Here is a 17,712-nt window from a genome sequence, read left to right as displayed (position 1 = left end):
CCTTTTCATATAACTTGCTTGAAAGAGCGGGTTTATTCCCGCCCTTTCCTACATTTTATTCTTTCAATTGAGTGCTTTTCGCTCATCGCTCACTAAGTTAAATTCATTCATATTTTCTGCAAAAACTGGCAGATCTTTTGTTTCTTCTGATTTTTTTACAAGTGCACAGACCAAATCATTGTAAGGAGTAAGGATATTTTTCTCTCTTCCTTTTTTCGAAACATGACCATTAATAAAATCAATTTCTGTTTTACGACCTTTCTCTAAATCTTGTAACATACTAGCTTTAAGGCTCGCATGAGGTCCCCACACTTCTTCGTAAAATGCCATTTTTTTAGGGATGTCTTCTTGTTTTTCCAGCTCTAAAAACTCAAAGTCTTTCCCTTGCATTTCTACTAGTTGGACATTATTCGCTCGAGCTACTTTAATCGTTTCATCGGCGATGTTTGCCAAACTTCCCATAGCACCTTGATCATTTAATACATCTCCGAATGTGCACCCTAATGCTGCAGACATTCCACTAAAGGTGGCATTCATTAACAGCTTAGACCATTTCATTCCATTAATATTAGTAACCATTTGACAATAGCCGACTGATTCTAAAATATCTTTGATTGTCTTTAATCTTTCGGTGATTTCTCCACTAAGTTCCCCAATATCAAAAGCGTATTTTCTTACTACTTCTAGCTCAGTTGTCAGCTCGGATATCCCGGGTCCAATCCAAGTGGCCCCGAAGCCGACTACCCCACCAATGGTTCTTTCCTTTCCAACAATGGCGGCAACATTTTCTTCAGGTATACCGTTTTGCAAGGTACACACTATACTATTGTCATTTAAAAAAGGAAGAATGGATTCCAGTGAATCTTTAGTAAAGACTTGCTTTGTAAGAAGGAATATCACATCATATTTTCCAGTTAAATCATTTGGATGTTTAGCTTTTACAGGAATTGTCTCTTCTAAAAAGCCTGTTATTTTTGCCCCATTTTGATTTAGTCCGTCTACGTTTTGCTGGTTAATATCAATTAAATCAACATCATATCCTCCTTTAGTGATCAACGCACCAATAATTGTCCCAAGTGAACCTACTCCTAATACGCCTATTTTCATAAATAGTCACCCCTTGATTAGATTTTTTGATAGTTGTAAAATTTTTCTTGCCTCATCTGGTGTAGCAATTTCTCTTCCAAGAGTACCAGCCAACCCTACAATTCTTTTTACAAATTGAGCATTAGTTGTAGCTAACTCTCCTTTTCGGTAGTACACACTGTCTTCCATTCCTACTCGAACATGACCACCTAGAAGTATACTCATCGTATTAATGGTTAGCTGATCTTTACTAGCCCCTATTGCAGACCATGTGGAACCCTTTGGAATGCTATCAACTAAAAACATTAAATTTTTAGGAGTTGCTGGCATCCCACCTTGGACTCCTAATACAAATTGAAAATGGAATGGTTCTTCCAATAAGCCCTTTTTCGCAATTCTTAAAGCATTATCTATCATTCCGATATCAAAAATCTCAATTTCCGGTTTTATTTGGCGTTCTTTTGTAACCGCTGCCAATTCTTCTAAAAAGAAAGGTGTGTTGTGAAAAATTTCTTGGCCAAAGTTCATCGTACCTGCATCGAAAGTAGCCATTTCTGGGTTTAATTCGCAAACTTTTAATCTCGCTTCCTCATCATTCACTAATCCTCCGGCAGTTGTTAAGTTTAAAATAATATCGCATTTATCCTGAACTCGATCAATTACTTCTTTATACGTGTCTAAATCAAGTGTGTTGTCTCCTTTGTAGTCTCTGACGTGAATATGGGCAATGGCTGCACCTTCTTTCCATGATTCATAAACAGAATCTGCAATTTCTTTTGGCGATAATGGTAAATACGGTGTATGCTCCCTAGTAGTTTGTGATCCTGTCGGCGCTACTGTAATGATTAGTTTTTCCATCGGTTTTCCCCTCGATTTCTATATAATTGGTTACTCGCTTTATATAATGCAATTTGTGTGCCAACTATAAAAAACGCAATATCAAAGACTTTCCTTCCTTGATTAAAATGGAGTGATGAAATAATTCATCACTTTTAAATGGAGATTATAGTTATCTGTCCATTTTTGATATTCATAGGCGATTAAAAAAGGAATCAGTTTTGATTCCTTTTCTAATCACCTATATGAATTCCTAATTTTTTTGCCTTTTTTACTACAGATGACTGGCTAATTTTTAAAACGGCCGCTGCTTTTCTTGTACTGCCATAATCTTTTAGTGCATTCTCTATTATCTTCCTTTCTACTTTTTCTACAATTTCTTTAAGACTTAGCTCACTAGTTAGTGTTTCTGTATTCTCCGGTTCCATATTTAATATTTTTCTGGCTAATTCCATATTGATTTTTTTATATTTATCTGAGGTAATAACTAATCGCTCCACCACGTTTTGTAATTCCCTTATGTTTCCGGGCCATGTATACGTTTTGAAAACCTCATACACTTCAGGATTGAAACCTACTTGTTTTCCATACTTCGTGTTATATATGCCTAAATAATGTTTCGTTAATAATTCAATATCTGAAAATCGATTTCGAAGGGGAGGGATATGGATAGGAAATACATTTAACCTGTAATATAAGTCTTCCCTGAATTTTCCTTTTTTCACTAGTTCATATAAATCACAATTGGTTGCAGCAAGAATTCGAACATCGAGTTTAATCGGTTTCGTTCCACCAACGCGGGTGACCTCTTTTTCTTGGATAATTCTTAAAAGTTTTGATTGTAATTCAAGGGGCATTTCCCCAACTTCATCTAACAGCAATGTTCCCTTATTTGCCAATTCGAACATACCGATTTTCCCTTTACTAGATGCTCCAGTGAAGGATCCGGCTTCGTATCCAAATAATTCTGCCTCTAGTAGATTTGCCGGTATTGCTGCACAATTTACTTTTATAAAAGGTTTGTCATGTCTATCGCTATTTATATAAATTTCATTTCCTATCACTTCTTTGCCTACTCCTGTTTCTCCTGTTATAAGAACAGTTACATCCAAATTGGCTACTTGATGAACCATTTGAATAATAGGCTGGATTTCTTCGCTTTTTCCTATTAACTTATTCGTTATTTGTAAATTCCTTAGATGTTCAATTTCATTTTGTGATGCGACCAGTTTCTTTTGCATATCCAAAAGATCTGACATATCCCGGTTAATAACGACGACTTTTTTTATATTGCCGTCCTGATCCAAAATAGGTGATCCAGAGAGTAATACTTTTACCCCTGTACGAATTTCTGCCATTGCATTAATTGGTTTTTTTGTTTTAATAATGTCTGGTGTTATAGCATTTTTGTATAAACCTTCTTTCATTAGGTCACTTACATACTTACCTAAGACAAGGTCTGGTGACAATCCAGTAATTCTGCTATAGGACTTGTTGACATATAGAGTCTTTCCTTTCTCGTCGGCAATATAAATCCCATCGTATAATTCATCACAAATTTTCTTATAATCGACAGATTCAATATACTCTCCCAATTTTTCACAATCTCCTTTTAACTTCGATTCCATTATGTTCTAATGGTAGAATCGAGTGACGATTTTTAAATGCTTATCTCATACTTTTCTATATTTTCAGTGTAATAGATATTAAGTTTACCATGCTACTACTATATGAAGCGTAAATGAATGGGAAATAGTAAAACCCCTCCTGATTTAGCTATACAATCTGGAGGGGTTTTTAGATTAATAATTTAATTGGCGATTAATTGTGTTATTTCGCTCTTACAAACAATACCTTTAAATAATTCCCCTCTTTAAAAAGTGGAGATGTTCTAAAATCACTAGGAAGCGAAAACTCTTCCTCAATTGTGTACTTCCGATTACTGTCTTTAAAAGCTTTTTCTACAAAAGTTTTAAATTTTTTCATCCCAAATGTTGCGTTGTTTGTAGAGGCTACGATGACACCGTTCTTTTCAGTAATAGCAATAGCATCTTTCAATAAACTCGTGTAATCCTTAGAAGAGCTAAAAGTATATTTCTTCGAACGTGCAAAGCTTGGTGGATCTAGAATAACAACGTCAAAAGACAATTCTTTTCGCTTGGCATATTTAAAATAATCGAAAACGTCCATTACGATAATATCTTGTTCCTTTGCATCGATCCCATTTACTTCAAACTGCTCGGTAGTTTTGCTAAGACTCCGTTTTGCTAGGTCCACACTTGTTGTTTTCGTCGCGCCCCCTGCAGCAGCAAAAATAGAGAAAGCACCTGTATAAGAAAATGTATTCAGCACTGTTTTGCCTTTAGAATAAGCATCACGAATCTTTTGACGAACGTCGCGTTGATCCAAAAACACGCCAACCATTGCTCCATCGTTCAAGTAGATGGCAAAGTTTTGTCCGCTTTCTTTCACGATTAGCGGAAACTCCCCACGTTCCCCTTTAACAAAATCATCATCTTCCAAATACTGACCTTTTGTATCGAAGCGTTTTTTCTCATAAATACCCTTATAGGTAACGGAAGCTTCCAGACCAGCTAAAATCATTTCTTTAAACGAATAAATCCCTTCACTATACCAGCTTAATAAGTAAAACCCATCAAAATAATCTATCGTTAAGCCGCCAATTCCATCGCCTTCTCCGTTAAATACACGGAAAGCAGTCGTATCGCTACTATTGAAATAATCCGTACGATGTTTGATCGCAGCTGCAATTTTCTTTTGGAAAAAGTGCGTATCGATTGGTTCGTTTTCATTTTTCGTCAGAAGCCAGCCCATTCCTTTATTTTGCTTTCCTACATAGCCTTTTCCGACAAAGTTACCAGCCGGGTTGCGCAGTTTTAGAATGGCTCCTTCAGGTAAAGAATCTATTTCATTGAACCCGTCTTTTAGTAAAATAGGAACTCCTTTTTGTAAGTCTTGTGCGAGTGCATCTTTTATTTTTATATCTATTTCTTTTGGCATAATCGTCATCCTTAAAGTTCGTTTTTCTTTTATTATCTCATAATTTTTCGTTTGGATTATGGTTTTCTAGTTGCTTTACTCTTTTCTCCAGTTTTTTATATTTATTTGCAGAATTTAGTGCAAATACGAAGGCGATAATGGCAAATATAAAAGAAATAGATTCCATAGGCTTTCACTCCTTTTCACTAGTATTCTTATGGTACAATATACTATACATATGTACGAGGAAGGAAGTTCGTTGTGAAAAAGTCGAAAGTAGTTATTCCGATTATGGTCGTAGTAGCAGTACTAGCAACATGGATTCTAAAAGATCATACGGACGTACCAATTCTCCATAAGGTCCTTATTACAATAGGTGCTTGTATAATGTCAGGAGGACTTGGCTACATATTACTAAAACCTGATGTCCAAAAAGTTGACCCGAAGTCAAATCCGCAACATACAAACAAAAAGGGAAGCAGAAAGTAATCTGTTTCCCTTTTTTCTTAAATAGACAGGAGGTAAGAGAATGCTCGAGAATGCACGCCAATTATTACAAAATTATTTTGGATACGATTCCTTTCGAGAAGGACAAGAAACGATTATCAACTACGTGCTAAACAATCATTCAAGTCTTTGTGTTATGCCTACAGGAGGCGGGAAGTCACTTTGTTATCAAATCCCCTCGTTAATGTTAGATGGAACTACGATTGTCATTTCCCCACTTATTTCCCTTATGAAAGATCAAGTAGACACTTTAGTGCAAGCCGGCATTGCAGCCACTTACATCAATAGTACACTGACTGCAGAAGAAGTAAGAGAAACGATGGAAGAAGTGCAAAACGGACAATATCGTTTACTATATATAGCACCCGAGCGATTAGAATCGCAAAGCTTTTTAAACCAATTAAAACGTGTCAAAGTACCATTAATCGCAGTCGATGAAGCACATTGTATTTCTCAATGGGGGCATGATTTCAGACCAAGCTACCGTGCTATCCATAGACTTAAAGATATATTTGAAGTAGAACCTGTTGTACTTGCAGCAACAGCAACAGCAACTCCAGAAGTTCGTGCGGATATATGTAGATTGCTTCAAATTGAAGAAGATAGCACCGTGATCACGGGATTTGCCCGTACTAATTTAACTTTCTCGGTCGTACTTGGACAAGACAAAAATAAATTTCTGAAAGATTTTATTAAAAAGAATGCGCAAGAAGTTGGCATTATTTATGCGGCAACTCGGAAAACAGTGGACCAGCTATATGATTTATTAAACAAAGCTGGAGTGCGCACCGCGAAATACCACGCAGGGCTTCCTGAAGCGTTTCGCAATAAAGAGCAGGAACGTTTTCTAACCGATGAAGCGCAAGTAATGGTAGCAACAAATGCATTTGGAATGGGTATCGATAAATCGAATGTCAGATACGTGATCCATTATCAGTTGCCCAAAAACATGGAAAGCTATTACCAGGAAGCGGGAAGAGCTGGACGAGATGGGTTACCAAGTGAATGTGTTGTGTTATATGCATCTCAAGACGTGCAAACCCAACGCTTTTTAATCGATCAAGCTTTGGACAGAGAACGAATTCCAGGGGAGTTAGAGAAGCTTCAAGGGATGGTCGATTACTGTCATACAGAAAATTGTTTACAGCAGTTTATCGTGACCTATTTTGGAGAACCTGATGGAGAGACTTGCGGTAGATGTGCGAACTGTACGGATTCACGGGAAGTTCAAGATGTTACAAAAGAAGTACAGATGGTATTATCTTGTGTTGTTCGAATGGGGCAAAAGTTTGGCAAAACKATTACAGCTCAAGTATTAACAGGTTCGCAAAATAAAAAAGTGTTAGATTTCGGTTTTACGAAGTTGTCTACTTACGGAATATTAAAAGACCGGTCTTTAAAAGAAGTATCAGGTTTAATGGAGTTTATGATTTCAGAAGGAATTCTATTAGTAAATCATGGCAGTTTACCGACCATATATGTATCGGATAAAGGGAAGGATGTATTACTTGGAAAAAGGCAGGTAATGCGTAAAGGAGTAGCAATAACAAAACAAATTGCGAAAAGTGATCCGTTATTTGAAAGTTTAAGAGTACTTCGGAAAAAACTTGCGGACGAAGCAGGTGTACCACCATTTGTTATTTTTTCTGACAAAACACTACAAGATATGTGTGTAAAGCGTCCGCAAACCGAAGAACAATTTTTAGAGGTGCACGGTGTCGGTGCAAATAAACGTGATAAATACGGAAAGGCTTTCCTAGAAGAGATTAACCGTTATACCACTGTATAGTTTTTATGAGACACTACTGTTAAATTGGAAGGAACATTGATCTTTTTCGCATCTTCCATCGATATTTCGACAATAACGGAGTGTTCTAAAATTTTGAAAATAGTACCTTGTACTTCACAATCATTACGAGTAAAAGAGATCTTCTCATCAATTTTCCGTGCTGCTACGAAGTCTGAAACTTCCTTTGGTTGTCGTTGGAAACTCATGTATCTGCCTCTATTCTAGTTTTTTTACGCAAATAGCGATACTTCTATTATAACATAAATAAACTATTAAAATGCGTGATAGGGATTATTAGATATAATTGGTAGTAAGCTTTAAAAAAAATGAGCGAATAACGAAATGGAATTTTTATTTCTTAGAAATTAATGTTTAGGATAGTATTAAGGAATTAGTTATAGGGAGGAATATTCATGAATTTAATCGAAACACCATATTTACTTGAAGAAAAAGACAAGTATGTGTCGAAAATGGTTCAATTTGATAACCATCAGGTGATGAATATTCAATTGCGAACAGGAGAAGAAATAAAAGAGCATGATGCAAAAGAAAATGTTTTAATTGTTGTAAGAAAAGGGAATGTATTATTTACAGTAGATGGCGTAGAACAACTAGTAACGACAGGACATATTCTTCATATGAATCCACTCGAAAAACATTCATTAAAAGCAGTAGAGGATTCAGACGTAGTCGTTATTAAAATTGGAAATTAAGAGGAGATTATGCATAGTGCATTTTAACGAACTAAAATTAGACGAAAAGATTTTACAGGCAATCGAACAATTAGGTTATACAGAACCGACGGAAGTTCAACAGAAAGTTATCCCTGTTGCACTAAAAAAACAAGACATTTTAGTAAAATCGAAAACAGGTAGCGGAAAAACAGCAGCGTTTGCAACGCCACTATGTGAGCTGGTTGAGTGGGAAGAAAACAAACCGCAAGCATTAGTATTGACGCCAACTAGGGAATTAGCAGTTCAAGTTCAAGAAGATATCACAAATATCGGTCGTTATAAGCGGATAAAAGGACTTGCCCTATACGGGAAATCACCATTTGCCAAGCAGAAGCTTGCATTAAAACAAAAAACACATATCGTTGTTGGTACCCCCGGTCGTGTGCTAGATCATATCGAAAAAGGGACATTAGATGTATCAAAAATTGAATATCTAGTAATTGATGAAGCAGACGAAATGCTGAATATGGGCTTTTTAGAGCAAGTCACTTCAATCATTAAACTACTTCCGACAAAACGCACGACGATGTTATTTTCAGCTACTTTATCGGATGAGATTAAAAAGTTAAGTAGTAAGTATATGAAGCAACCGGTTTCCATTGAAATCGATGCTGCCGAAGAAAATGCCCCGGATATTGAGCATGTAAAGTATGTTGTACAGGAGGAACTTAAGCTTTCATTCCTTGAAAAACTGACGATTATCGAAAATCCTGATAGTTGCATCATCTTTTGCCGTACAAAAGAACGGGTAGAGCAACTTGTAGATATATTAGACGAAAAAGGATATACAGCAGATAAAATCCATGGTKGCATGATGCAGGAAGACCGTTTTGAAGTAATGGATGACTTTCGAAAAGGTGATTTCCGTTATTTAATCGCAACCGATGTTGCGGCGCGTGGAATTGATATTGAAGATATCACGCACGTTGTTCACTATGATGTTCCACTAGAGCAAGAAAGCTATGTGCATAGAACAGGTCGAACAGGTCGAGCAGGTCGTAGTGGAAAGTCGATTATGCTTGCAACACCATTTGAAGATAAATTTGTGAAAGAAATCGAAAGCTTTATTGGTTTTGAAATTCCAACTGGTCCGGAATTATCTGCTGCAGAAGTAGCGAAAAATCGTGCTGCATTTGATTTGAAAATGCAAGAACAACCAGAATTGAAGAAATCGAAAAATGAACAATTAAATGCCAATATCACGAAATTATATTTCAATGGTGGCAAGAAGAAAAAACTTCGCGCAGTAGATTTCGTTGGTACCATTGCCAAAATAAACGGCATGTCTGCAGATGACATTGGTATCATCACGATTCAAGACAATGTAACTTATGTAGAAATTCTAAATGGCAAAGGCTCACTTGTTTTAAAAACAATGAGAAACACAACGATTAAAGGCAAACAACTTAAAGTGCATATTGCACATAAATAAAATAATGCCTAGGAATTTTTGTCAATAAATGGCTAAGAGCAACCAATCAGACATCGAAAGCAACCATTTCTATTACGAAAGCAATCAAATCTGCACGAAAGCAACCAAATTACAAATGAAAGCAACCAATTCTCAAAGTAAAAAGTTTACTTAGCGTGAAACGACGACGATTGCATAAACGAGCTTGGAGTTACCTAAACTCCAAGCTCGTTTTCAATAAATGTACGATAAGATGGTAAAATCCCAACTGGTAAATTACTCGGTTGAAAAAATTGAAGACTAAGCGATTCAATCCCGTCTGCTGAAAGGCTTCCTTCATATCCCGCCGTTTTATAAACTGCTGTTACCGAATAAAAAATATCTCCATTAGGATTTTCCATATAATAGTCTGGGCCCGAATATACATGACATAATTTTAGTTCTCCAATATGTAATCCCGTTTCCTCTAAAACTTCACGACGAGCGGTATCTTCTAGGCTTTCACCAAGCTCCATTAGCCCGCCAGGTAATCCGTAAACTCCGGGTTCTCTTTCTTGCAGCAATACTTCATTATGCTCATTCATTATAAGTACAACGGAGCCTGGTAGTATTAATGGACGATGGCCGACATATTTTCGAAGTTCCTTGTAATATTCCATTCGTTTTATCCTTTCAAAGGCAAGATTTTAATATTAGTTTACAGGAAAAAATGGTAAGATACATAATAATGTGAAACTTCCAAGATAGGGAATCGTATATTTTATTAATGAGTAAAAAGTAAGGATGTGAACGTTGTTGACAAATAAGCGTTGGTTTCAAATAGGCGTAGCAATACTATTGACATTATTAATCATTTTTCTATTTATGAAAGTAAAAAGTATTTTTTCGCCATTCGTTATTATCGGACAAACGATCTTTATGCCATTATTGATAGGGGGAGTTTTGTTTTATTTAACAAAACCACTTTTAAAATGGTTAGAGTCTATAAAATTTCCAAGATGGGCCAGTATACTGTCCGTTTTTCTTGTAATTGGATTAGTTGGGTGGGGCTTTTATGCGCTAGTTGGTCCACATCTAACAAAACAAGTAAATGCACTTGTAAAAAATACACCAGAGATTATATCAGAAGTGCAACAGTTTTCGAAGTATATAACTGAAGACCAAGAGCGTTTTCCTGAGTTTCTTCAAAAAACAATAACAGAAGTGTCCGGTAGAGTTGATACAATTGCAGTTGCTGCTGGTTCCTTATTGATCAAGTTTATCCAAAGTGTGTTCCAAGGAGTTTTCTTATTCGTCCTTGTACCGTTTTTCCTAGTGTATATGTTGAAAGATCATGAAAAGTTTGCTCCTTTTTTAGCGAATTTCTTTAAAGGGGATAAGAAAACTTGGATCCGCAAAACATTAGCTGATATTGACGATGTATTGCGTTCCTATATTCAAGGACAATTATTTGTCAGCTTTTTAGTCGGTGTTATGCTATTCATTGGTTATTATGCGATTGGGCTTCGATATGCATTGTTGCTTGGATTATTTGGAATGATGATGAATGTTATTCCATTTCTAGGGCCTTATATTGCGCTTGTACCAGCGATTATTATCGCATTCATACAAGAGCCTAAGATGGCAATATATGTAGCGATTATTATGCTCGTTTCGCAGCAAATTGAAAGTAATCTTATTACACCGAATGTAATGGGGAAATCATTAGATATTCATCCCTTGACCGTCATAACCATTATTTTAGCTGCGGGTAATATTGCTGGATTATGGGGAATTATTTTAGGAGTTCCGACTTATGCAGTAATAAAAGCGATATTGAAAAATATTTATGCACACCGAGGAGAAATTAAAGACGCCGCAACGGAGTCTGTTTAATAAAAAAGTACTATGATCTAAAAGCTAGGTTGAGATCATGTTTTTATTGGAAAAGCACCACATGTTCATTCAATGAAATGAGGGTTCTACTAATGGATAATGATAATTTCAATAGACCAAGTAATGATTTAATCGGGGATATTCTAAAAAATTATGAAAAAACGGGCGGTATGGATAATCTAAAAGGGCAAGGAAAACCTTTACCAGATGATTATTTTTCGGGAGATATATTTCAACATTTTCAAAAGATAGCGCAGGATGCAGGCTTTAAACCACATTGGTTAAAGCTTCAGCATGCGATTCGGGATGAGTTAACAGATATAGCCGAAAAATATACAAATGGACACAAGGATGGTTTGCAATTCCGTGTAACGAAGGTGAATGAAAAAATAATCGAATACAACAAATCCTGTCCATCTCCAATGCAAAAAGGTATCGTTCGCTTAGAAACAATCGAAACAGCTAGTAAAAGATGGTAAAAACAGAGTGCTCATTTTTATGAGAACTCTGTTTTTTTATATTGACGTGAACCTACTTTTTAATTAAGATTAAAATGAGTTAACATATAATAAAATGAAGTTAACTCATTTGTAGAGGGGGAAATAATATGAGAAATGAACATTTAAAAATGATGATTGTCGCTGCATTATTCGCTGCAATTATAGCGGTTTCGGCACAAATAATGATTAATATTCCGCCAGTTCCATTTACGTTGATGACGATAGCTGTGATGTTAACGGCAACCATTTTGGGGGCGAAATATGGTAGCATTGCTGTAGCTGTATATGTATTGATGGGGGTCATTGGTATTCCTGTGTTTGCGGGGATGAAAGGTGGATTTGGAATTGTATTAGGTCCAACTGGCGGCTATATTGTAGCGATTATTCCCGCTACATTGTTTATTGGGTGGTATTTAGAGAATTTCGGACATACAAAAGTACAAGCAATTATCGCGAATATGATTGCCGTAATCATCATTTTAACTCTCGGTTCCATTTGGTTGAAAGTAGCTGCCGACCTTCCGTGGAATGGGGCATTCAAAGGAGGCATGATTCCCTTTATTGTACCGGATTTAGCAAAAGCAATTATAGCTGCGATTATAGGGATTCTTATAAGAAATCGCTTAGTTGCGGCAAAACTAATATAAAAAAACTTGCCTGAGAGGAGTCAGGCAAGTTGTTGACGTTTAGGGGTATCGTTCTTCACTTAAAGAACGATTTTTGGTGTGGTGGTGGAATGCCTCGTCTTGCACTTGTATGTTGAGTTCTTCCACTGGAATAGGATCTACTGTTTGCATATCTTCGTGCATGTCAAAGAGGCTTTCTTTTGTCGTGCGTACGCCATCAGGATTATCCAGAAAGCGTCCTTGTGTCTCTTTTCGTATTTTATCCTTCATTTTTCACAAGGTTTAAAAGCATATGACTAAGAGCGTGCTGTTGCTCCTTGTCTCCACTTTTCCACAGTTGTTGTAGCAGATGCTCTTCGCGGTTACGAGGTTCTTCATGTTTTGCGAGGTAACCTGCTACTTTTTCTGTAGCTTTAGCTAGTGCTTCTTCACTTAAACCGAGCTTTTCACCAGCAGCAACTTTACTTGCTAAATACGATTTAAAAGTGTTGAAATTTTTTAGGATTTCTTCTTTTTCTTCCTCGTTAATACTACTTAGCTTAGCATCGAGACGGTCATCAATATTCATTGCCATTCACATACACTCCTTTCTCATTAGAACCATTAATAGTTATATCCAGAGAAAGAGCAATCATGCATATTCATTTTAGGAAGTAAGTGGACAAAATCCACATTTTTGTAGCCCTGGGACATCCTTAGAAAAACAACAAGTCGTACGAACTGGACTATTGATCAATTGTGCTGGACTTTTCCCTTTCAAATAATTGGATAAAAAAGATTTAGAAGTAAATGCAGTCCAAATGGATTCATCTTGCATACTCGCCCAATCTTGTTTTGCCCGGTCTGCAATTGCTTCATTATCGAAAAAAACGTAGTAATGCCAAAGTAAATAGCCAAAGACGTTTTCCCATAGAGTAAGAGGGGAGACGCTGCATGTCGCGCGCAATTGTTGAATAATGGGATAGCACTGTCGCTCCCAAATAAGTTGCACATCTTCGGCACGATTTGCTCTCGTTTCGCGAAAATGCTTTTCTCGTATATATGTGCTTATTGTTTTATTTCCATACTCGACCGTTGTGAAAAATGATAAATCTTCTAGTGGTCCATCCCAAATTTCATCATACATCGTCATCATATAAAACTGCATGGAAATAAACATACCAACTCTTCGCATGAAAAATGAAGCAGCAATAGGATCGGTTGGAGCACCGGAGATTAACTTAATCATGGAAAGTGAGCTTTCTACGTTTTTAGCATGGAATAGCGGTGTTCCAACAGGTTCCAAATACACACTATAATTATTTAGTTGTCTGATTTGATCATTCGATAAAGTAGTCATATACATATTATACAGAATTTTATCAAAACTGTTGACTTTTTAAATGAAAATGATTATCATTACCATATAAAGAATTACTCTTAGTGAGGAAGATTCTTCCCAGCGACTTTTCTCCAAAATTGTAGCTGGCTCTCGCACACTTAACCCCCCTCAATGTTAAGATAGTGCATTCATGCGCATCGGTAACCAAAAACTGGTTGCCGATTTTTTTGTTTTAAGAAATAAAAAAGTTAAAAAGCGCATTGTGGGGAAAAAGCATCGTAAAGAGTTGAATGAAGTGTCCGCTGGGATTTCCGCTACAGGGCGGACGCTTTCCACGGGGTAAGCGATGAGCCTTCACCGCCGCTTAGGCGGACGTTGTGAAGTCTCATTTTGCTCTGGTAGAGGAACAAAGGCTAAGAGCGCCACATCATGTGGCAAGGCCTTCGTGACCAACGTCCTGTTGGCCTCCGGTAGGAGTCGACGCCTGCAGCGAAAATCAATGGAAATTGCTGACTTATTAAGTATCGACTAGCTAAAAACAGAGTTTTATACTGGTTTTTCGAATATTTTTATCCAGTAAATGGCTTAGGGCAACCATTCGGTCATTGAAAGCAACCAATTCTATTCCGAGAGCAATCAAATCAGCATGAAAGCAACTAAATTGCTGATGAAAGCAACCAATTCTTAAAATAGAAAGTTTTCTTGAATTGAGACGACCAGGAATTTGACGTAGTTTTTATTGAACAATCTTCTCCGAATAAATTGAGTGGATATTGTTGCCGTAGCGCTGCCTAAGCCGCATGAGCCGCAGTCATGAGGCCCACTCGTATGCAACACGAGTTGGCTCATGCAAGGTGCGGCAAGCGCGAAGGCTAGTGGTTACTTCACTAAGACACATTATCCCTTTCTTGCGAACATCCCATAAATAAAATAATTTTTTATTAAAGATAATTATTTTTGAATAATTTTACATATAAATATAAACATAGGAAAATATATGTGAAGAACTTCACTAAGACTTTAGCGTTGACTTTAAAATATACACCCTCTATAATTTTCAGAATATAGAGTTAATCGGATGTGCGTATCCGGTTTTCATTATAAAAGGGGAGCATTTTGAAAATCTAAAGGATAGGTGAGTGAGAAGATGGATTTGAGAACACGTGCGTTGAACTTGCACCGAGAGAGTAGAGGAAAGCTAGAGTTAGTAGCTAAGGTCCCAATGGGTAGTATGGAGGATTTAAGTTTAGCCTATTCCCCAGGGGTAGCAGAACCTTGTATAGAAATAAAAAATGACCCCTCCGCTATTTATGAATACACCGCAAAAGGCAATTTAGTCGGGGTTGTAACTGATGGCACAGCTGTTTTAGGGCTAGGGGATATTGGGCCGGAAGCTTCTTTACCGGTTATGGAAGGAAAAGCAATTCTTTTGAAAAGATTTGCGAATGTTGATGCCTTTCCAATTTGTCTAGATACTAAAAATGTTGATGAAATTGTTCAAATTGTAAAAGCCATAAGCCCAACATTTGGTGCGATAAATTTAGAAGATATTTCTGCACCACGTTGCTTCGAAATAGAAGATCGTCTTCGCGCAGAGCTAAATATCCCAGTTTTTCACGATGACCAGCATGGAACGGCAATAGTAGTAGGAGCTGGGCTTCAAAATGCAGTGAAGCTCGTGAATAAGCACATACCAGCACTAAAAGTAGTGATTAATGGCGCAGGTGCTGCAGGAATGGCTATTTTACGCATCCTACAGCAATTAGGGTATACGAATATTATTATGTGCGATTCTACAGGAATTATTTATGAAGGACGCGAAGAAGGCATGAATTCCGTTAAGGAGTCCATCGCTAGTACAACAAATCCATTTGGATTAAAAGGGAATTTACAAGATGCAATGGAAGGTGCAGACGTATTTATTGGCGTTTCTGTAGCCAATCTTTTAACGAAAGATATGATTGATTCGATGAATAATGACCCAATCATTTTTGCCTTGGCGAATCCAAATCCGGAAGTATCTTATGACTTGGCAAAAGAATGGGGAGTAAGGGTTATTGCAACTGGTCGCTCTGATCATCCAAACCAAGTAAATAATGTGCTAGCATTCCCTGGTATTTTTAGAGGGGCACTTGATGTAAGAGCAACTGATATCAATGAAGAAATGAAACTTGCAGCAGTTCATGCGATTGCCTCTCTAATCGAGGAGCATGAAATTAGAGAGAATTATATTATTCCAGATGCATTTAATGAACAGGTTGTAGATGCCGTTGCGAAAGCGGTAAGTGAAGCAGCTATTCAAACAGGAGTTTCGACTTTATATCAACCAGCGTTAAAAGAATCATAAGAAATTTTTTGTTACAAAAATGGAAAATATTTTATAAAAATAACAATATTCGTTATTTTTGCGAATAAAATAACTAGTAGCAGTACGTGAAATTGTATCACTTATTGAGGAGCATTATTTTATTCCAAATTCGTTTAATAAATAGGTTGTAGGCGCCATTACTAAGGCAGTAAGTAAAGCATCAATGTTTGAAGAAGCGTAAAATAAAGAATGTTCCTAGAGAAAAAGTCTCTACGGAACATTTTTTGTTTCCTTCTATTCTTAGAAACTATTTTCTCTTTCAAACGTAAAAATAAGTATAAGAGGAAATGGGGGATTCGAATGGATATACGCGACTTTTACGTTTCGTTGACACCGAAAGCTGCGCTAGATATTTTGCAACAACATATTGTGCAAGGGAGTATTACAGGCACGATTATAGATGTGTACGAGCGAGTAGTAGGCGACCAGCAAGTGGTGGTATGCGTACTAGAGAAGTATTATATGCGTACAAGCAATCGGGCTTCACTGACTATTACGATTGATAATTTAGAAGACAAAACAAAAGTACATGCCGCTTCATCAGGAGCAGGGTCAGGTGCTATTTTTCGCTTTGACTGGGGGGCAGGGGACGATTTTGTAAATAGTGTAGAAAAAGCACTTGAAGGATATGTGGTATAAAAAAGTACACGGTTATGAAGAAGATCATTCATAACCGTGTACTTTTTTTGTATCTTTTGAAGTTAATACTGCCGCCCTCGTATTTAAAACCTTCGTATAATAGCTGTGTAAAAACATTCCTAAAATAATAATGCCAAGTCCGATTAAAGCGATTGGTGTAGGCAATGGAATATGGAGAATAATCATTTCTCCGGCAATAACAAATAGTATTTCCGTCGATTGAGTTGCTTCTACAGCGGCAAGCTTTCCTTGGTGATTTCGCACACGATCCGTTGCCATGAAAAACAGCGTAGTGGCGATAACGCCAGAACTAACTGCCACTATTAATGATTGTACGACTTGACTCATAGAAGGAAGCCCAACTGTAAATAGGGCAAACACTACTAGAATAATCCAAGCAGGAAGCGAGGCAATTGTCATCCCAAGCACGCGTTGAAATGTATCCAGTTTACCATCTAAATGCTCCATCATTTTCCGGTTGCCTAGTGGATAGGCAAATGCAGCTACTATTACAGGTAATATCCCTAGAAAAACAGCACTCATTGAAAGAGAATTTGTATTTGGAATTTGAATAAGAATAATGCCTATTAAAATGACCAATGAGATTAATAGAGAAATGACTGGAATTTTTTGTTTAATAGTGCGATCTTTTATTTTTACTGAAAAAAATGGTGCAAGTAATACGCCGGCAACAATGGTAAATTGCCACATACCTGAGATTAGCCAGCCTGGTCCATATGCGGCTGCAAATGTAAGTGGTGCGTAAAACAAGACAAAACCTACAAAACTCCATATAAGCCACGGAGCATGAGCAAATCTTAGTTCATGAAACATATTGGCTAACCCTTTTCGATAAGAAACAATGATAAATAGAAAAGGTAGCATGAAAAAGAAGCGGAGGGAAGAGCTCCAAAGCCAGCTTCCTCCGGATACTTCCATCGAACGATTAAGAATGAATGTTACCGCAAAAAACAATGAGGCAAGAACCCCTAGTAGTATTTCCCGCATGAATTCACCTA

General features: G+C 37.0%; 19 protein-coding genes. 9 read left to right on the top strand and 10 right to left on the bottom strand.

Annotation, left to right across the window (positions count from 1 at the left end; all coding sequences use genetic code 11):
• Positions 1–63 precede the first annotated feature (63 nt).
• The 5 genes from AC1DFT_RS09715 to AC1DFT_RS09695 form a co-directional block, all read right to left on the bottom strand.
• Positions 64–1,107 carry a ketopantoate reductase family protein gene (locus AC1DFT_RS09715; RefSeq protein ID WP_477918992.1) on the bottom strand — a complete coding sequence of 348 codons (1,044 nt, stop codon included), beginning with the start codon at positions 1,105–1,107 and terminating at the stop codon, positions 64–66.
• Positions 1,108–1,113: 6 nt separating this feature from the next.
• Positions 1,114–1,944 (bottom strand): beta-keto acid cleavage family enzyme, encoded by an 831-nt coding sequence (locus AC1DFT_RS09710; RefSeq protein WP_477918991.1) that lies wholly within the window; start codon positions 1,942–1,944, stop codon positions 1,114–1,116.
• Between the two features lie 212 nt (positions 1,945–2,156).
• A complete protein-coding gene (locus AC1DFT_RS09705; RefSeq protein ID WP_477918990.1) occupies positions 2,157–3,518 on the bottom strand; it encodes a sigma-54 interaction domain-containing protein in 1,362 nt (453 codons plus the stop codon).
• A 235-nt stretch (positions 3,519–3,753) separates the two neighbouring features.
• The gene (locus AC1DFT_RS09700; RefSeq protein WP_477918989.1) at positions 3,754–4,944 is read right to left on the bottom strand and encodes a class I SAM-dependent rRNA methyltransferase; all 1,191 of its coding nucleotides are present in this window, start codon (positions 4,942–4,944) and stop codon (positions 3,754–3,756) included.
• 37 nt (positions 4,945–4,981) lie between these two features.
• Positions 4,982–5,110: a hypothetical protein gene (locus AC1DFT_RS09695; RefSeq protein ID WP_477918988.1), complete on the bottom strand. Its 129-nt coding sequence runs from the start codon at positions 5,108–5,110 to the stop codon at positions 4,982–4,984.
• Between the two features lie 74 nt (positions 5,111–5,184).
• Here AC1DFT_RS09695 and AC1DFT_RS09690 point away from each other — a divergent pair, with 74 nt between their 5' ends.
• Both AC1DFT_RS09690 and recQ read left to right on the top strand, forming a co-directional pair.
• The gene (locus tag AC1DFT_RS09690) at positions 5,185–5,412 is read left to right on the top strand and encodes a hypothetical protein (protein ID WP_477918987.1); all 228 of its coding nucleotides are present in this window, start codon (positions 5,185–5,187) and stop codon (positions 5,410–5,412) included.
• A 40-nt stretch (positions 5,413–5,452) separates the two neighbouring features.
• A complete protein-coding gene (recQ, locus tag AC1DFT_RS09685) occupies positions 5,453–7,219 on the top strand; it encodes a DNA helicase RecQ (protein WP_477918986.1) in 1,767 nt (588 codons plus the stop codon).
• On the opposite strand, the gene AC1DFT_RS09680 is transcribed toward recQ, so the two are convergent.
• Entirely contained in the window at positions 7,204–7,425 is a 222-nt protein-coding gene (locus AC1DFT_RS09680) for a DUF2187 family protein (protein ID WP_477918985.1), read from the bottom strand. The two genes, recQ and AC1DFT_RS09680, sit on opposite strands and share 16 nt — an antisense overlap.
• A gap of 207 nt (positions 7,426–7,632) precedes the next feature.
• Here AC1DFT_RS09680 and AC1DFT_RS09675 point away from each other — a divergent pair, with 207 nt between their 5' ends.
• Together AC1DFT_RS09675 and AC1DFT_RS09670 are read left to right on the top strand one after the other, a co-directional pair.
• The gene (locus tag AC1DFT_RS09675; RefSeq protein WP_477918984.1) at positions 7,633–7,932 is read left to right on the top strand and encodes a cupin domain-containing protein; all 300 of its coding nucleotides are present in this window, start codon (positions 7,633–7,635) and stop codon (positions 7,930–7,932) included.
• Positions 7,933–7,948: 16 nt separating this feature from the next.
• Positions 7,949–9,385, top strand: coding sequence for a DEAD/DEAH box helicase (locus AC1DFT_RS09670; RefSeq protein WP_477918983.1), 1,437 nt, complete (start codon positions 7,949–7,951; stop codon positions 9,383–9,385).
• Positions 9,386–9,579: 194 nt separating this feature from the next.
• Here AC1DFT_RS09670 and AC1DFT_RS09665 read toward each other — a convergent pair whose 3' ends face one another.
• Entirely contained in the window at positions 9,580–10,023 is a 444-nt protein-coding gene (locus tag AC1DFT_RS09665) for an NUDIX hydrolase (RefSeq protein WP_477918982.1), read from the bottom strand.
• Positions 10,024–10,159: 136 nt separating this feature from the next.
• Here AC1DFT_RS09665 and AC1DFT_RS09660 point away from each other — a divergent pair, with 136 nt between their 5' ends.
• From AC1DFT_RS09660 to AC1DFT_RS09650, 3 genes are all read left to right on the top strand, one after another.
• Complete coding sequence (locus AC1DFT_RS09660) at positions 10,160–11,239, top strand: AI-2E family transporter (protein WP_477918981.1); 1,080 nt, start codon at positions 10,160–10,162, stop codon at positions 11,237–11,239.
• Positions 11,240–11,331: 92 nt separating this feature from the next.
• Complete coding sequence (locus AC1DFT_RS09655; protein WP_477918980.1) at positions 11,332–11,718, top strand: DnaJ family domain-containing protein; 387 nt, start codon at positions 11,332–11,334, stop codon at positions 11,716–11,718.
• A 128-nt stretch (positions 11,719–11,846) separates the two neighbouring features.
• On the top strand, positions 11,847–12,386 hold the full coding sequence (locus AC1DFT_RS09650; protein WP_477918979.1) for a biotin transporter BioY: 540 nt from the start codon (positions 11,847–11,849) through the stop codon (positions 12,384–12,386).
• Positions 12,387–12,624: 238 nt separating this feature from the next.
• On the opposite strand, the gene AC1DFT_RS09645 is transcribed toward AC1DFT_RS09650, so the two are convergent.
• Together AC1DFT_RS09645 and AC1DFT_RS09640 are read right to left on the bottom strand one after the other, a co-directional pair.
• A complete protein-coding gene (locus tag AC1DFT_RS09645) occupies positions 12,625–12,933 on the bottom strand; it encodes a DUF3243 family protein (RefSeq protein ID WP_477919053.1) in 309 nt (102 codons plus the stop codon).
• Positions 12,934–13,011: 78 nt separating this feature from the next.
• Complete coding sequence (locus AC1DFT_RS09640) at positions 13,012–13,704, bottom strand: hypothetical protein (RefSeq protein WP_477918978.1); 693 nt, start codon at positions 13,702–13,704, stop codon at positions 13,012–13,014.
• A gap of 1,129 nt (positions 13,705–14,833) precedes the next feature.
• Here AC1DFT_RS09640 and AC1DFT_RS09635 point away from each other — a divergent pair.
• Both AC1DFT_RS09635 and AC1DFT_RS09630 read left to right on the top strand, forming a co-directional pair.
• Positions 14,834–16,033, top strand: coding sequence for an NAD(P)-dependent malic enzyme (locus tag AC1DFT_RS09635; RefSeq protein ID WP_477918977.1), 1,200 nt, complete (start codon positions 14,834–14,836; stop codon positions 16,031–16,033).
• Positions 16,034–16,354: 321 nt separating this feature from the next.
• Positions 16,355–16,693 (top strand): DUF6054 family protein, encoded by a 339-nt coding sequence (locus AC1DFT_RS09630; RefSeq protein ID WP_477918976.1) that lies wholly within the window; start codon positions 16,355–16,357, stop codon positions 16,691–16,693.
• 24 nt (positions 16,694–16,717) lie between these two features.
• On the opposite strand, the gene AC1DFT_RS09625 is transcribed toward AC1DFT_RS09630, so the two are convergent.
• A complete protein-coding gene (locus AC1DFT_RS09625; protein WP_477918975.1) occupies positions 16,718–17,701 on the bottom strand; it encodes a DMT family transporter in 984 nt (327 codons plus the stop codon).
• Between the last annotated feature and the right edge of the window lie 11 nt (positions 17,702–17,712).

Source organism: Psychrobacillus sp. 05T411 (assembly GCF_056396485.1).
The sequence above is the reverse complement of the archived record's forward strand: the minus strand, read 5'-3'. Positions and strand labels throughout refer to the sequence as shown.

Coding starts and splice junctions, on each gene's coding strand:
- AC1DFT_RS09715 (WP_477918992.1), bottom strand. CDS start 1,107: ATGAAAATAGGCGTATTAGGAGTAGGTTCACTTGGGACAATTATTGGT.
- AC1DFT_RS09710 (WP_477918991.1), bottom strand. CDS start 1,944: ATGGAAAAACTAATCATTACAGTAGCGCCGACAGGATCACAAACTACT.
- AC1DFT_RS09700 (WP_477918989.1), bottom strand. CDS start 4,944: ATGCCAAAAGAAATAGATATAAAAATAAAAGATGCACTCGCACAAGAC.
- AC1DFT_RS09695 (WP_477918988.1), bottom strand. CDS start 5,110: ATGGAATCTATTTCTTTTATATTTGCCATTATCGCCTTCGTATTTGCA.
- AC1DFT_RS09680 (WP_477918985.1), bottom strand. CDS start 7,425: ATGAGTTTCCAACGACAACCAAAGGAAGTTTCAGACTTCGTAGCAGCA.
- AC1DFT_RS09675 (WP_477918984.1), top strand. CDS start 7,633: ATGAATTTAATCGAAACACCATATTTACTTGAAGAAAAAGACAAGTAT.
- AC1DFT_RS09665 (WP_477918982.1), bottom strand. CDS start 10,023: ATGGAATATTACAAGGAACTTCGAAAATATGTCGGCCATCGTCCATTA.
- AC1DFT_RS09655 (WP_477918980.1), top strand. CDS start 11,332: ATGGATAATGATAATTTCAATAGACCAAGTAATGATTTAATCGGGGAT.
- AC1DFT_RS09650 (WP_477918979.1), top strand. CDS start 11,847: ATGAGAAATGAACATTTAAAAATGATGATTGTCGCTGCATTATTCGCT.
- AC1DFT_RS09645 (WP_477919053.1), bottom strand. CDS start 12,933: ATGAATATTGATGACCGTCTCGATGCTAAGCTAAGTAGTATTAACGAG.
- AC1DFT_RS09640 (WP_477918978.1), bottom strand. CDS start 13,704: ATGACTACTTTATCGAATGATCAAATCAGACAACTAAATAATTATAGT.
- AC1DFT_RS09635 (WP_477918977.1), top strand. CDS start 14,834: ATGGATTTGAGAACACGTGCGTTGAACTTGCACCGAGAGAGTAGAGGA.
- AC1DFT_RS09630 (WP_477918976.1), top strand. CDS start 16,355: ATGGATATACGCGACTTTTACGTTTCGTTGACACCGAAAGCTGCGCTA.
- AC1DFT_RS09625 (WP_477918975.1), bottom strand. CDS start 17,701: ATGCGGGAAATACTACTAGGGGTTCTTGCCTCATTGTTTTTTGCGGTA.